The following is a 16136-nucleotide window of genomic DNA, read 5'->3' on the forward strand; positions in this document are numbered from 1 at the left end:
TCCTTCGGTCTGTCATATTAGCCTTTCTCATGAGGAAGAATCGTATCTTCATAAATGTCTGTCGGATATTTTCCTGTAAAACATGCCATACATTGCCCGCGAAATTCACCTTCATATTTCCTTCCGATCGCATCCAGCATCCCTTCTGTGCTTAAGAAAGCAAGACTATCGGCGCCAATGATGCTGCGAATTTCTTCTACAGTATGAGAAGAAGCGATCAGCTCCTCATGAGTGGAGGTGTCAATACCGTAATAGCAAGGGTTGGCAATCGGCGGTGAACTGATGCGGACATGCACTTCCGTTGCCCCTGCTTCCCGCAGCATCTTGACAATACGCTTCGATGTCGTTCCTCTTACGATTGAGTCATCCACCATGACAACCCGTTTGCCTTCCACTACCCCGCGGACAGGGGAAAGCTTCATTTTCACTCCTTGCTCTCGCAATGATTGGGACGGCTGAATAAACGTACGGCCGACATATCGGTTTTTAATTAAACCGAGCTCGTACGGTATACCGGATGCCTCGGCATAGCCGATCGCCGCAGATATGCTGGAATCCGGAACTCCAGTCACTACGTCCGCCTCTACAGGCGCTTCTATCGCAAGCCGTTTGCCAAGATTTTTTCTTGCAGTATGAACATTTATTCCTTCCACATTGCTGTCAGGGCGTGAAAAATAAACGTATTCCATCGTACAAATCGCACGGTTAATCGTTTTGGAAAAACGTTCGCTTTTCAGTCCTTCACCATTGATGATGATAAGCTCGCCAGGCTCAACGTCCCTTTCTAGCTGAGCTCCAACAGCATCAAAAGCGCAGGTTTCCGAAGCGACAACATATGCATCACCGAGACGTCCGATAGATAAAGGACGGAGTCCGTTCGGATCAAGGGCAATCATCATCTCTGTTTCCGTCATGATTAAAAAGGCGTATGCCCCTTTAATCATCGTAAGCGCGTTTTTCACTTTATCTTTTAGCTCTAAATAGCCGCTTCTTTTAATTAAATGAGCAAGAACTTCTGTATCTGACGTTGTTTGAAAGATGCTTCCTTGATTTTCAAGCTGATGCTTCAATCCGGAAGCATTCACTAAATTTCCGTTGTGAGCTAATGCGAGACCGCCTTGCTCCGATCGAAAAAGGAACGGCTGGACGTTTTCATAACCGCCTCCTCCAGCCGTCGCATAGCGAACATGGCCAATAGCTCCTGTTCCTTTTAAGTTGTCTACCCCATTGGCAAACACTTCTGTAACAAGTCCTTCCCCTTTAAACCCTGTCAGTTTTTCGCCGTCTGTTACGACAATCCCTGCCCCCTCTTGTCCGCGATGCTGAAGGCTGTGCAGACCGTAATAAGTGATTTGAGCAGCGTCCCTATGACCCCATATGCCGAATACACCGCATTCTTCATTTAGCCCCTTTATTTCAGCAAGCATGGGATAGCTCCTTTCCAAGCTTGTTCTAACTCTTCCACTGATGCTTGAATCAATGTTTCTCCATTGCCGTTGACAATTTTAAGAATTCCGCTGTTTGTGACCGTTCCGATAGCTTCAGCTTGAACAATCTTTTCAAACGCCTCTTTGTTTTCCGGTTTTACGGAAACGACGATGCGGGACTGGGATTCGCTGAACAGCCCTGCCAATGCATCACCGTTGATCGTTATTTCCGCTCCAAGACCCGTTCCGATTAAGCATTCACTTAGCGCAACGGCCAGGCCTCCTTCGGCAACGTCATGAGCCGACTGGACAAGCCCTTCTCGAATGGCAGCTAACAGCTGATCTAAACGTTGCTTCTCTTCTTCCAAGTCAATTTCCGGCGCTTTGCCAAAGATCTTGCCTTCAAGCATTTTTTGCAATTCACTTCCAGAAAATTCTGGTTTTGTCTCACCGAGCAAATAAACGATGCTGCCCGCCTCTTTAAATGATTGCGTTGTAATATGATCTGTATCTTCAATAAGTCCGACCATCCCGACAACCGGAGTTGGATAAATAGCTGTTCCGTTCGTTTCATTGTACAAGGAAACATTTCCGCCAATGACAGGTGTATTTAAAGCTAAGCACGCTTCGCTCATGCCGTCCACCGCTTTTTCAAGCTGCCAAAAAATCTCCGGTTTTTCCGGACTGCCGAAGTTTAAACAGTCTGTAATAGCGAGCGGCACCGCTCCTGAACATACGATGTTTCTTGCTGCTTCACTAACTGCAATTTTTCCGCCGACTTCTGGATCTAAATATAAATAGCGTGAGTTGCAATCGGTTGTCATCGCCAAAGCTTTTTTCGTCCCTCTGATTCTTAGGACAGCCGCATCAGAACCGGGCGCCACGACAGTGTTCGTCCGCACCATATAATCGTATTGGTCATATACCCACTCCTTGCTGGCTATCGTTGGCTGTTTCAGCAATGCAAGAAGCGTTTCTTTGTAATCGTCAACTTTTGGAACATAGGGCGGCATGCTTTGAAACTGGCGATAATATTCTGGTTCTTTAGACGGTTTATAGTAAACAGGCGCATCTTCCGCAAGCGCATCAACAGGAATTTCCGCAACGATTTCTCCTTTATGAATAAGGCGCAGCATCTTGTCATCTGTAACTTTCCCAATCGGTGCAGCCTCCAGATCATATTTTTTAAACAGATCAATGATTTCCTGCTCCCGCCCTTTTTTAATTACGAGAAGCATTCTTTCTTGCGATTCGGATAACATCATCTCATAAGGAGTCATTCCTGCTTCCCGCTGAGGAACAAGATCCAAGTTCATTTCAATTCCTGAGCCCGCCTTGCTCGCCATTTCTGCCGATGAGCTTGTAAGCCCCGCTGCTCCCATATCTTGAATGCCGACAAGTGCATCAGATTTGATTACTTCAAGGCAAGCTTCCAAAAGCAGTTTTTCCATGAAAGGATCTCCAACTTGAACAGCCGGACGCTTTTCTTCGGAAGCTTCCGACAATTCTTCGGAAGCAAATGTAGCTCCGTGAATGCCGTCTCTTCCGGTTTTGGCTCCGACGTACATCACTGTATTGCCGACACCAGTTGCTTGCCCTTTTTTGATATCTTCATGGTTTATGAGTCCGACACACATCGCATTGACCAGCGGATTTCCTTCATAGGAAGCGTCAAACTGCACTTCTCCTCCAACGGTTGGAATTCCGATACAGTTACCGTATCCGGCAATGCCAGCGACAACTTCTTCAAACAAATATTTGACACGCGGGCTTGTAAGTTCCCCAAAGCGAAGAGAGTTAAGGAGAGCGATTGGTCTGGCTCCCATCGAGAAAACATCGCGAATAATGCCTCCGACTCCTGTTGCTGCACCTTGATACGGTTCGATTGCAGAAGGGTGGTTATGGCTTTCTATTTTAAAGACGACGGCTTGATTGTCGCCGATATCAACAATCCCTGCTCCTTCACCAGGTCCTTGCAGCACACGTTCTCCTTTTGTTGGAAACTTTTTTAATACTGGTTTTGAATTTTTGTAGCTGCAATGCTCTGACCACATAACAGAAAAAATTCCAATTTCCGTGTAATTCGGCAATCGTCCTAATATTTTTTCAATGAGGGCAAACTCCTCATCACTAACTCCCATTTGCTTATAAATTTTGTCGTTTTTTATCATTTCTGGACTTGGTTCAAGAATTTGTGACATGAGCTTCCCTCCAACTTCTTACAATCGATTGAAACAATTTCAACCCGTCTGTATTTCCTAAAAGTTCGCTGACTGCCCGTTCCGGATGCGGCATCATTCCAAGGACATTGCCGCGTTTATTTACGATGCCTGCAATGTTATTTAAGCTTCCGTTCGGATTATCTTGATACGTAAAAACAATTTGCTTGTTTGCGATTAACTCTTCAAGAGTTTTTTCATCACAATAATAATTTCCTTCCCCATGTGCGATCGGAATGGTGATAATCTCGCCCTTATCATATTTGTTCGAAAACATCGTTTCGTTGTTTTCCACCTTTAATTTCACAGGGCGGCAAATAAATTTCAGCTTCTCGTTCCGTCTCATGGCACCCGGAAGAAGACCAGCCTCAAGCAAAATCTGAAACCCATTGCAAACGCCAAGTACAGGCTTCCCTTCATCTGCAGCTTTCACAACTTCCTTCATAACATTGGCAAAACGGGCAATGGCTCCGCTGCGCAAATAATCGCCGTATGAGAAGCCGCCAGGAAGGAGAATGCCATCGAAGCCACTTAAATCTTGAGCGTCATGCCAAACGTATTCGACTTCCTCTCCCAGTTCGTCTTTAATGGCATGGTACATGTCAACGTCACAATTGGAACCCGGAAAAACGATCACGGCAAATTTCACTTGACGGCTACCTCCTCTATTTCATAACGGTAGTCTTCAATCACAGGATTTGCTAAAAGCTTTTTACACATTTCGTCGACAATCTCTTCGACATTTCGATCCGTTTTTCCGATTGCTAGCTCCATGTACTTCCCGATCCGAACATCTTCCACTTCGTTGAAATTCATTGAATGTAAAGCATTTTTCACCGCATTTCCTTGAGGATCAAGCACACTTTCACGCAATGTAACATATACTTTTACTCTGTACATGGAACTGTACCTCCTAAACGTTTTAAAATTTCTTTATAAGCATCCGTCAAATTGCCGATATCCCGGCGGAACACATCTTTATCAAGCTTTTCATTTGTATGTTTGTCCCAAAGTCGGCACGTATCAGGGGAAATTTCATCTGCAACAACAAGCGTTCCGTCGTTTAGCAAGCCAAATTCAAGCTTAAAATCTACTAGTCTCACGTTTCTTTCATGAAAATGCTTCAATAAAATATCGTTTACTTTGAAAGCTAATGTTTTTATTTCATCCAGCTGCTCTTTATCCGCAAGCTCTAGTAGTTCAATATGGAAACTGTTAATTAAAGGGTCTCCCAGGTCATCATTTTTATAGTAGAACTCAATGATCGGCTTTTTAATCTCAGTTCCTTCGGCAATGCCCAATCTTTTGGACAAGCTTCCTGCCACAATATTACGTACAACTACTTCAATCGGAATGATTGTCACCCGTTTGACAAGCTGTTCATTTGACGAAATTTTTTGAACAAAATGGGTCGGAATGCCGTGTTCATTTAACTTTTCAAACAGCAAACTTGAAATTTCATTGTTTAGCTGTCCTTTGCCTACAATCTCAGCTTTTTTCTCCCCATTAAACGCGGTAGCGGAATCTTTATAATAAACAAGAAAAATGTTGGGATCGTCTGTTTCATAAATTTTTTTCGCTTTTCCTTCGTACAGCAATGAGCCCTTTTGAACGGTCATGATCATGCCTCCTAATGCGGAATATTGGCCTTTCATTTTATGTCAAGGGGCAGGGCAGTTTTTCGATTTGCCGAGCCCCATTTGGACATCTATTGTTCTAACCCGCAGCGTTTAAAAATGTAATCCACATTTTTCAAATGGTAATTGTAATCGAAGCAGTCATCGATTTCTTCTTTCGAAAGCTCTGTTGTAATTTGTTTTTCCGCTTCGATCAGCTCTCTAAACGGAACTTGGCGCTCCCACGCTTCCATCGCTTTCGGCTGAACTAAATCGTATGCTTCTTCACGTGTCATACCTTTATTGATTAGCGCAAGCAAAACCCGCTGTGAGTAGATCAATCCCAGCGTTTTCTCCATATTGCGCTTCATATTTTCCGGGAAGACCGTCAAGTTTTTCACAATATTGCCAAATCGATTTAACATGTAGTTCAACGCGATCGTAGCATCTGGCAAAATGATGCGCTCTGCCGAAGAATGAGAGATGTCGCGCTCATGCCACAATGGAACATTTTCGTAAGCCGTCAGCATCATTCCGCGAATGACCCTTGCCATTCCTGTCATGTTTTCCGATCCGATCGGATTGCGCTTATGCGGCATCGCAGATGAACCTTTCTGTCCTTTGGCAAAAAACTCTTCCACCTCGCGGGTTTCGCTCTTTTGCAAGCCGCGAATCTCAACTGCAAACTTTTCAATCGATGTAGCAATTAAAGCAAGCGTAGCCATGTACTCGGCATGTCGATCACGCTGCAATGTTTGCGTCGAAATCGGCGCCGGCTTTAAACCGAGTTTTTCACACACATACTGCTCCACAAACGGATCGATGTTGGCATAAGTGCCGACTGCTCCGGAAATTTTGCCGACTTCAATCTCTTCTCTTGCGCGTTTAAACCGCTCTAGATTTCGCTTCATTTCTTCATACCATAGCGCCAATTTCAAACCAAACGTTGTCGGTTCTGCATGCACCCCGTGCGTACGCCCCATCATGACGGTGTATTTATGCTCCAACGCTTTATCTCTTAAAATAGCGATGAAATTTTCCAAGTCTTTTTGTAAAATTTCGTTCGCTTGCTTTAGCAAATAAGATAAAGCGGTATCCACGACATCAGTGGAGGTCAATCCGTAATGCACCCATTTTCGTTCGTCGCCAAGCGTTTCTGATACAGCACGGGTAAACGCCACTACGTCGTGCCTTGTTTCCTCTTCAATTTGCTTAATTCGGTTCACATCAAATGAAGCACGTTCACGCAGTTTTTTTACATCTTCCTTCGGGATCACACCAAGCTCCGCCCACGCTTCACATGCTAAAATCTCCACTTCAAGCCAAGCTTTAAAGCGGTTTTCTTCCGTCCAAATCGCACCCATTTCAGGACGTGTGTATCGTTCAATCATTCCTGCAACCTCCTATTGATCTCTCCGTCTTGTTTATGAATAGCTTGTCAAACATTCCAAATTTGAGTGGATTCGATATATGTCAATAGTTCCTCAATTTCATCACTGAAGAACGTAATATGTCCCATTTTTCTGTTGATTTTTGCCTCCGCTTTTCCATATAAAAATAATTTCCCTTTTTTCAGCAGCTCTTCGTTTTTCAACACAGGCTCTAGATGCTGGCCCAGTATATTCACCATAATTCCTTGATGAATGAGCTTCGTGTTTCCGAGAGGCAATCCGCAAATCGCGCGAATATGCTGTTCAAACTGCGATGTTTCACATAAATTTAATGAATAATGACCTGAATTATGAGGCCGGGGGGCGAGCTCATTTATATAAATTTCATCGTTTGCCACAAACATTTCAACTGCCAGCGTTCCAATCAGCCCAAGCTTCGCCGCCAATGTTTTTGCTGTTTCCTCCGCCTGTTCCTTCAACGAATCAGAAATTCTTGCAGGTACAATGCTTTCGTGCAAAATATTGTTAACATGAATGTTTTCGGCAACAGGCAATGTGCTGACTTCACCTGTCACGCTTCTAGTGACAATAACCGAAATTTCTTTGTCGAACGCGATCCATTTTTCCAATACACAGCGTCCGTTCTTCAACAAAGCTTTTGCTTCTTCTATATCTTCTTCTTGCTTTAGTACAAATTGGCCTTTCCCATCATATCCTCCGCGGCATGTCTTTAAAACACTCGGGATGCCTATGTTGGATACGGCTTGATAAAAATCATCTTCTGATTCAACGACTTCATACGGCGCAACTTTCACACCAGCGTTCGCCACAGCTTCCTTTTCCGTCTGGCGATCTTGTGTAATGGCGAGCAGTCTGCTTCCTTGAGGCAAGTAGGCGTTTTTCTCAAGCCAAGTTAACGCCTCGTAATCAATATTTTCAAATTCATACGTTATACAATCGCTCACCTTCGCAAGCTCTTTGATTGCATCCAAATCATCGTAACGGGCTGTGATTTCAATGTCGCTCACTTGGCCGCATGGAGAATTCGGTGTTGGATCAAGCACCGCCACACGATATCCCATATTTTTGGCAGCGATAGCCATAAATTTGCCTAGTTGACCGCCTCCAATGATTCCAATTGTACTTTGAGGCAAAAGTTTTTTATACAAGCTGATCACTGCTTTCCATGACGTTTTTTCTCATATTTTCTCGCCGTTGTTCAAGCTTTTGCTGAACATCAGCATCATTGATCGACAAAATTTGCGCCGCTAACAGACCAGCGTTCACTGCGCCCGCTTTTCCTATCGCCACTGTTGCAACAGGCACGCCGCCGGGCATTTGCACGATCGAGAGCAGCGAATCCAGTCCGTTTAACGCGTTTGTTTTAACCGGAACTCCGATGACAGGGAGAGTTGTTTTCGCTGCAACCATTCCCGGCAAGTGTGCTGCTCCGCCTGCGCCTGCAATGATTACTTGAATTCCGCGATCCCTGGCAGTGCTTGCATATTGAAACATCCAATCAGGTGTGCGGTGGGCAGAAACAACCTTTTTTTCATAAGGAATATTCAGCTCATCTAATATTTCACAGGCATGCTTCATCGTTTCCCAATCTGAAGTGCTTCCCATTATCACTCCAACGACAGGATTCATGGCGATGCTCCCCTCTTTATTTTTAATAATAGGTTGCCACCTTCGTTAAAAATCTTGACAATAATTGAAAGGCATAAAAAAAGCCCGCTTCTGCATTTTCCCTATCAATAAGGGAAAGTAACACAAACCGGGCATAAGTAATATGTATGCTCAGTTGAAAAATCTTGCCGATTACTTTCCCTCATAGTCCAACAATTTACGGTTGTTGGGTAGAAACTTTTGGGCCATATTCCCAAGATTATATGAGGTTTTAGTTTTCATATGCTGTTTTCGACTCCATCTTAACAATGAAAAATCATTATGTCAACGATAAAATCGAACATTATTTTTCTTTAAACACCGAATGTTCGGGTTTTGATGAACCTTGATCATGATCTGTGACGTTTTCACTTCCTTCTAAAACAAATCGAGTAGGAGGGAGCGATTAACTCCCGTCCTCTCACACCACCGTACGTACGGTTCCGTATACGGCGGTTCAATTAAGATAATTGACGCAAGTCTTTATAACTTCCGTGAATAGCTGTTCTCTTTATGCCAGTGGTCACTCCACCCTCCAAGAGATCTCCCACGGGATTCACCGCTTCCTCCCTCAAGTGAGGTACTACGTTTTCTGTGTTCATCATGACTCACTGAATGCCAAGGGCTATTCTCTCTTAATTGTTCGGTCCTTCTTAGTTGTTCTAGACCAACTAATACTATGACCTCTGCTGACTTCTGACGGTTCAGCTACTTATCACTAAGTAGGTTATGAAGCGTACTTCACATATCCGCCAGACCTCCCCGGGTAAGAGTGTAATCTTTCCTTCCATCCATCTGCTTCATTTACTCTGTATCACCTTCGGCAGAAAGGGCTTTGTTTTGTCTTGCAAACTCACCCAGTGATACCTAGCCTCATATGAAGTTCGTGTTCCTCAGACCGGAAGTTTGCCGCTCGCTTCCTTCAGATTCCGCGTCACCACGGACACCCTTGCGTTAAGCTAACTGCTACTTCTGCCTTCGCAGCTCGGGACTTTCACCCTATAGATTACACCCATGCCGGGCGCACAAGAAAAGGATCAGACAGCATTTCAATCTGATCCTTCGACTTCTTATTAATTGACAAGAAAGATGAAATAAAGCAGAAATACAATCGATAAACCATACAAAATCGGATGAATCTCTTTTCCTCTTCCTTTTAGAATCATCGTGATCGGGTAGAAAATAAAGCCGATAGCAATACCGGTTGCGATGCTGTACGTTAATGGCATTGTAATCAAGATTAAAAACGCCGGAACAGCAATTTCAAACTGATCCCATTTTATATGCCCTAAAGACGATACCATTAAAACTCCGACAATAATGAGCGCTGGAGCTGTAACAGAAGATGTAATAACGCTCAATAGCGGCGAGAAAAATAAAGCTAATAGGAAACATCCTGCCGTTATAATGGAAGCAAACCCTGTCCGCGCTCCTGCCGCAACCCCTGCTGATGATTCTACATAAGAAGTGGTTGAAGATGTTCCTAAAATCGCTCCGACAACTGTTCCCATTGAATCAGATACTAAAGCTCTGCCGATTCGCGGAAGTTTATTGTTTTTCAATAACCCTGCTTGGTTGGCAACCGCAACCAGCGTTCCAGCCGTATCAAAAAAGTCAACAAACATAAACGTTAAGATTACGACAAGCATTTGTAAAGAAAAAATATCTCCTAAATGTCCTAAAGCTACTCCAAACGTCGGAGCCAAGCTCGGAATTTCCCCAATAATTTTATCCGGTTTTGGAACAAGGCCAAAAATCATTCCGACAACGGCCGTAATCACCATGCCGTAAAACACGCCGCCTTTCACTTGCCGAACCATTAAAATAATCGTAATAGTTAATCCAAAAATAGATAGAAGAGTATTTCCATTCCGCAAGTCTCCCAATCCGACAAGAACAGCGTCATCATTAACAATTATGCCTGCATTTTGAAAACCGATAAATGTGATAAACAATCCGATTCCCGCACCGACTGCATGCTTCAGCTCCGGCGGAATGGAATCAATAATTTTTTCCCGCAATCCGCTAAGCGTCAGCAAGACAAGAAAGAGACCTGAAACAAGAACACCTGAAAGGGCTGTTTGCCAAGGGATGCCGTACGTCAAAACGACAGTAAAAGCAAAGAACGCGTTCAATCCCATACCGGGAGCAAGAGCTACCGGATACCGTGCCACAATACCCATGATGAGTGTCCCGATGGCTGCAGCCAACGCGGTCGCAGTGAAGACAGCTCCTTGATCCATTCTCAATTCATTGGGAAAATCAGCAACAGAGCTTAATGAAAGCGTTGCTGGATTGACAAACAAAATATAGGCCATTGAAAGAAAAGTTGTAATTCCGCCAATAATTTCCCTGCGGTAATTAGTGCCAAGTTCATCAAATTGAAAATATTTTTTCATTATAAAGTCCTCCTACAATTGGCTGTATAAAAAACTTTAAGCAAAAAAATAAGCGCTCCATTCCAAGGATGCGCTTGACCATGAGGTTGCTGAAAGCCCAATGTGAGAAAGGAAAAGGATCCTCTCCTCCTTCAGCCATCGAACCGTCAACACCTCGTAGTCAAGCTATTTACGGTAGCTTGGTAGAAACTTTCGGGCCATATTCCCGAAATTATACGAGAATGTTTATATTTATTATATAAAAATGATAATTCCGATTTATACAAGTTGGTCAGATTTATTCCCATTCAATTGTTGCCGGCGGCTTGCTTGTAATATCGTAGACAACTCGGTTCACGTGCGGCACTTCATTGACAATCCGCGTAGAGATCATTTCCAGCACTTCCCACGGAATACGAGCCCAATCTGAAGTCATGCCGTCAATTGAAGTGACAGCACGGATTCCAATTGTATGATCGTACGTGCGGGCATCGCCCATCACACCTACGCTGCGGATGTTAGGCAAAACGGTGAAATATTGCCAAATGTCCCGCTCTAATCCGGCTTTTTTAATTTCCTCTCGTAAAATAGCATCGGATTCCCGAACAATCTCTAGCTTTTCTTCCGTTACTTCTCCTAAAACCCGAATGGCTAATCCTGGTCCCGGGAACGGCTGCCGCCAAACGATTTCATCTGGAATACCAAGCTCTGTTCCAAGTGCGCGAACTTCGTCTTTAAAGAGTGTATTCAATGGTTCAATCAGTTGAAATTTCATATCCTCCGGAAGTCCGCCGACATTGTGATGCGATTTGATCGTTTGCGCTGTCTGTGTACCACTTTCAATAATGTCTGTATAAAGTGTTCCTTGAGCAAGAAACTCAATGCCCTCCAATTTTGCCGCTTCATCATCAAAAACGTAGATAAACTCGTTGCCAATGATTTTTCTTTTCTTTTCCGGGTCAGTGACACCCTTTAATTTTTCTAAAAAGCGGTCTTTTGCATCCACTTTAATGACATTCATGTTAAACCCTTCGCTAAACGTCTTCATGACGCTTTCCGCTTCCCCTTTGCGAAGGAGTCCATGGTCAACAAAAATGCATGTTAATTGCTTGCCGATCGCTTTATGGATTAAAACGGCTACAACAGATGAGTCCACCCCGCCGCTTAGCGCACATAGCACTTTTTTGTTTCCGACAGTTTTGCGGATGTTCTCTATTTGCATTTCAATAAAGTTTTCCATCGTCCACGATTTCGCGCACCCGCAAATATGGAAAACGAAATTTTTCAATAGGTCGTTTCCAAATTCCGTATGGCGTACTTCTGGATGAAATTGAACCCCGTACATGTTCCGCTCATCATTGCTGATAGCAGCAAATGGACATGATGGGCTAACGGCGTCTACTTTAAAGCCGTTCGGAATATCGGCCACAAGATCCCCGTGGCTCATCCAAACGATTTGATCATCGGGCAAGCCTTCAAACAACGGCGATTTTTCCTTTACTTGTAAAGCTGCTTTTCCATATTCCCGGTGCTTCGCCTTTTCCACTTTTCCCCCGAGCAAATAGGTCATTAATTGCATGCCATAGCAAATTCCGAGCACTGGAACCCCGAGTTCAAAAATCCGCTCGTCGCAGCGAAAAGACTTTTCGTCATATACGCTGTTTGGACCCCCTGACAAAATAATTCCTTTCGGATTCATTTTTTTGATATCTTCTATCGACAGCGTATGCGGATGAAGCTCGCTGTAAACACCAAATTCGCGAATTCTGCGCGTAATTAATTGATTGTATTGGCTGCCGAAATCTAACACTAAGATCATGTCTTGGATGTTCTCCAACGTGTTCACCTCATTATTTTGATGGATCAATATATTGTTTCACATCTGACTTCAAAAAAATAGAATTCTACCGAAAAAAAGGCAGAATTCTAGTACATCTACTAACTTCTGCCTTCATAGTCGGGTTATTTACGGTAACCCGGTAGAGACTCTCGAACCATATTATCGAGGATATACGAAGGAGCTTCCCGCTATGAATTTTTTCTTATCATACCAAGTGATCAAGACCCGGTCAAGAAGTTGTTTTTTTGATTAAATCTTCCCATAATTCTTTCGATTGCTCCCATTCCTTGCTTGGATCATCGCCCCGATACAGCGCCCGCTCATAAATGTAAGTTAATTGCGACATACTATTTGTTCCAAACATTTGATCAATCTGTTTTGCATATTCCCTTAACGTTTGCCCGTTTTCCCGTTTGTAGCCACATCTTTCCAGAGATTTAAGCAAAAGCCTGTATGCTTTCAAAAAATCTTTCTCATCATGATTCCATTTATAGAAGCTAGTCATCCAACTGGTCATCCATTTATTTCTCGTTTTGAAAAGTATTAACACACATGCCGCTATAAACAAGATGAAACCGATGGAGACAATAACAGCTGGTGATAGCGAAAAAGGGAATTCCTTTGGCTGCTTAGCATCATCCGTATCGATTTGTTCTTGACTTTCTTCCTCAAGCGGCTGACTTTGTTCTTGTTCGGTAGCGGATGAATCTTGTTGATTTTCATTTGATTGATGTGCAAATTCCTGCGGATTGGAAAAACCGATCGTCGGTTCAAAAGGGACCCAGCCAATTCCAGAAAAATAAACCTCTACCCACGAATGGGCATTGTTGCTAGTTACTTCATACACTTCCAATCCTTCGCTTGTCGTTTCTACAAACTGCCCAGGGGTATATCCCTTTACCCAGCGCGCCGGAATTCCGACAGACCGAAGAAGAACAACCATAGATGTTGAAAAATTGTCGCAATATCCTTTCTTCGTTTCAAATAAAAACTGATCGACATAATCTTCATCCAATTCTGGGACAGCCACATCATTCGTTTCATATACAAACGGTTCTTTCAAAAAATACTGTTCAACCGCCTTGGCTTTATCATAAAAGTTGTTTTTATCTTTTGTAATCTCCACAGCGAGATTTTTCACGCGTTCCGGAAGGCTTACGGGAAGCTGCGTATATCGTTCAACCAATTCTTTTGGAGCACCTTCATTCGAGTGAACAGCCTGCAATTTTTCAATTTCAAACAAGGGATAAGAATATTTCAAAGAATAACTGGAAAGCCGTTCCCCCGATTCATTAAACATTGGGAATATATTCTCCGTAACATGATCGATGCGGTATTGATCAGCATCACTGGAAATTTCCTGCAATCCAAGCGGATAAATAATATGCTGATATGGATATTCGCGCTCAATTTCTACAGTCGAAACAAGCTGTTCCGTTTGAACCTGACTACTCGTCAAGTTTAAATACGGACCGATAAATCCATTTGCAATGGAAAATTGTCTGTCGCTTGTCATCCAGCCTTTTCCTGTATAAACATCTTTTGTTTCAACTCGCCAATAATGCTGCCTTTCTACATACGCCCGAAAAGCAGGTGCATCGTTTGGAATGAACGGACCGCCCAATTGCTCATCATTGGTACCATAACCGATTTTTTTGACAACCGAATTTGACAAATGCTCCCCTTCTCCGTCCTGTTTATACTTCGAAAAATACGGTAAAGGGTCTGGCCATTGGGGAGCCGCTTTCGGAGCGAGCCACCCGATCGCAGCGGAAACAACAATCATTGCCAAAAGCGGCACAATCCATTTCCAATACAAAATAGACCTAAACGGAATTTTCTCCGAAAAAATCATCCTTTCAAAATAAAGAAGACCTAAAAGAAAAAATCCAACCACCGCTAACCGTATAATCGCATAAGTTGCATCATATGGCGAAAACGTATCTAATACTGCCACATACGTAATAGTTAAAATTAAAAATAATAAAATTCTTTTTCTCTGAATAATCCAATAGTTTAATAAATAGACAAGCAGCCACAATAATACAAAGAAAAGAAACGTCCGGAATGGAGGAGTCATTCCGCCGAAATACCTTTCGGTGATCAAGTTTAAGTTATAGCGAAGATCATGAATAAATTCTAATATCCATCCTATTTCAAAAACAGAGCCGTTGTAGAACTGCTGATGAATAAAAAAGAAAATATAGCATAATTTAACTGGATACGAGATATACCATTTTAGCTGCATAAAAGTAAAAAAGAGAGAAATTCCGATAAATATAACGAAAATAACGGTATAGATAGAATCAGTCGAATATTCAAGCGGCCGCAGCCATTCCCACAGCAAAATAAACGATAGCAAATATAAACAAAAGTTAACGATTTGCTGTTTCATTATCGGCTTCCCACCCTTTGCGCTGCATCTCGGAACATGCCGGCGTCAACAGTGCGGACAGTTATCGAATGCCGCCGCAATTTATCTATTAGTTCTTGATCTCTTCTCGGCTTTTCAACCGCTTTTGTCACATGCCAAATGGTGACATGACGCGGCTTCGGAAACGCTAGAAGCTTGTCAATCAAGGAAGGGTGTAAATGACTTGTCATAATCATGATAGATGAATGCTGTCCCCATTTGTTCAATTCCTCTAAAAGCTGGTTGATAAACTCGTCCTCACCATCGCAATCCGCTACTGCTAAATGATACAGGATATGCTTCCAATGATGCTCATGATTTGATATAGGAAAAACTTTCTTCGTTTTCCCAACCGAAACTACCCCGAGCTTGGAACCGTTTTTGAGCACTGCTTTAGAGAACGAAGCTGTAAATGAGATAAGCTCTTCAAATGACGATGACTTTGTTCGATCGATGAAACAAACAATTTGTTGGCTATTTAGCTGCTCAAATTCCTTTGTCATGATCGAATGGCGTCTCGCTGTCGCCTTCCAGTCTATCCAAGATAATTTGTCTCCTGGTTCATATTCCCTTACCCCAGCAACAATCGAAACATCTTTTATATATCGTGTTCTTGCAAAACCTGCATCCTTTTCAAGTGAAAGTTGTTGGGGACGGTACTGAAACTCAAAAAATGGCGGATAGACCACAATGTGATTTTTTGCCGAATAAATGCCTTCTCTTTCAATGATTCCAAACAAATCTCCTGTTTTAAATCGCACTGTTTCAAAATGATGGGATCCCCTCGGAAGATTAGATAACGAATATTGGAATGAAAAACGTTTTTTCCACCAAGGAAACAATACAATCTTCGCTGATCCCGAATTTTTCAGCTTTTCAGGAAGGACATCCTCAACGATTCCAAAGAAAAAAGGGAAGGGAAACGGCTGTTCAATTTCGATAGTACAAACAAGCGGTTCGCCTGCTTGAAATTCCGTTTTATTTAATTTGCGCCGAACTCGCAGCTTCTTCAGCGGATAAAGAGCCAACGCAACAGAATAAACAACAAACGGCAGCAATGAATACAATAAAAACCAGCTGACAAATCCTCCTTGAAACATGGCATATGCAAAGGAAGCCGCCACGAGCAATATTAAAAAAGCAAGGTTCCACGCCAGCCGTGTGCCTTTTAGCAAGCCTTTCAT

General features: G+C 43.0%; 13 protein-coding genes and 3 riboswitches. All 13 genes read right to left on the reverse strand.

Annotation, left to right across the window (positions count from 1 at the left end; all coding sequences use genetic code 11):
• Positions 1–17 precede the first annotated feature (17 nt).
• On the reverse strand, positions 18–1427 hold the full coding sequence (purF, locus tag NSQ71_RS16615) for an amidophosphoribosyltransferase (protein WP_339210489.1): 1410 nt from the start codon (positions 1425–1427) through the stop codon (positions 18–20).
• Positions 1412–3628 carry a phosphoribosylformylglycinamidine synthase subunit PurL gene (gene purL / locus NSQ71_RS16620; protein WP_063388824.1) on the reverse strand — a complete coding sequence of 739 codons (2217 nt, stop codon included), beginning with the start codon at positions 3626–3628 and terminating at the stop codon, positions 1412–1414. Before purL ends, purF begins: the two co-directional genes overlap by 16 nt.
• Complete coding sequence (purQ, locus tag NSQ71_RS16625; RefSeq protein ID WP_063388825.1) at positions 3612–4295, reverse strand: phosphoribosylformylglycinamidine synthase subunit PurQ; 684 nt, start codon at positions 4293–4295, stop codon at positions 3612–3614. The genes purL and purQ overlap by 17 nt, the downstream gene beginning before the upstream one ends.
• A complete protein-coding gene (gene purS, locus NSQ71_RS16630) occupies positions 4292–4546 on the reverse strand; it encodes a phosphoribosylformylglycinamidine synthase subunit PurS (protein ID WP_063388826.1) in 255 nt (84 codons plus the stop codon). Before purS ends, purQ begins: the two co-directional genes overlap by 4 nt.
• Positions 4534–5265: a phosphoribosylaminoimidazolesuccinocarboxamide synthase gene (purC, locus tag NSQ71_RS16635; protein WP_063388827.1), complete on the reverse strand. Its 732-nt coding sequence runs from the start codon at positions 5263–5265 to the stop codon at positions 4534–4536. The genes purS and purC overlap by 13 nt, the downstream gene beginning before the upstream one ends.
• A gap of 89 nt (positions 5266–5354) precedes the next feature.
• Entirely contained in the window at positions 5355–6653 is a 1299-nt protein-coding gene (gene purB, locus NSQ71_RS16640) for an adenylosuccinate lyase (protein ID WP_340734267.1), read from the reverse strand.
• Positions 6654–6700: 47 nt separating this feature from the next.
• Positions 6701–7822 carry a 5-(carboxyamino)imidazole ribonucleotide synthase gene (gene purK, locus NSQ71_RS16645; RefSeq protein WP_339210491.1) on the reverse strand — a complete coding sequence of 374 codons (1122 nt, stop codon included), beginning with the start codon at positions 7820–7822 and terminating at the stop codon, positions 6701–6703.
• Entirely contained in the window at positions 7815–8303 is a 489-nt protein-coding gene (purE, locus tag NSQ71_RS16650; protein WP_339210493.1) for a 5-(carboxyamino)imidazole ribonucleotide mutase, read from the reverse strand. Before purE ends, purK begins: the two co-directional genes overlap by 8 nt.
• A 164-nt stretch (positions 8304–8467) precedes the next feature.
• Positions 8468–8569: riboswitch (purine riboswitch) on the reverse strand.
• Between the two features lie 825 nt (positions 8570–9394).
• Positions 9395–10720 carry an NCS2 family permease gene (locus NSQ71_RS16655; protein WP_339197745.1) on the reverse strand — a complete coding sequence of 442 codons (1326 nt, stop codon included), beginning with the start codon at positions 10718–10720 and terminating at the stop codon, positions 9395–9397.
• Positions 10698–10859: a hypothetical protein gene (locus NSQ71_RS16660; protein ID WP_157727845.1), complete on the reverse strand. Its 162-nt coding sequence runs from the start codon at positions 10857–10859 to the stop codon at positions 10698–10700. Before NSQ71_RS16660 ends, NSQ71_RS16655 begins: the two co-directional genes overlap by 23 nt.
• Positions 10858–10959: riboswitch (purine riboswitch) on the reverse strand. Its footprint overlaps the gene before it by 2 nt.
• Before the next feature lie 38 nt (positions 10960–10997).
• Positions 10998–12518, reverse strand: coding sequence for a glutamine-hydrolyzing GMP synthase (gene guaA, locus NSQ71_RS16665; protein ID WP_340734442.1), 1521 nt, complete (start codon positions 12516–12518; stop codon positions 10998–11000).
• Positions 12519–12633: 115 nt separating this feature from the next.
• A riboswitch (purine riboswitch) is annotated at positions 12634–12735 on the reverse strand.
• 33 nt (positions 12736–12768) lie between these two features.
• Positions 12769–14934, reverse strand: coding sequence for a DUF4129 domain-containing transglutaminase family protein (locus NSQ71_RS16670; RefSeq protein ID WP_340734268.1), 2166 nt, complete (start codon positions 14932–14934; stop codon positions 12769–12771).
• Positions 14934–16136, reverse strand: a complete 1203-nt coding sequence (locus NSQ71_RS16675) for a DUF58 domain-containing protein (RefSeq protein ID WP_066252179.1) — start codon at positions 16134–16136, stop codon at positions 14934–14936. The genes NSQ71_RS16670 and NSQ71_RS16675 overlap by 1 nt, the downstream gene beginning before the upstream one ends.

It is taken from the genome of Aeribacillus sp. FSL M8-0235, from assembly GCF_038000355.1.
Taxonomy (GTDB): domain Bacteria; phylum Bacillota; class Bacilli; order Bacillales; family Aeribacillaceae; genus Aeribacillus; species Aeribacillus composti.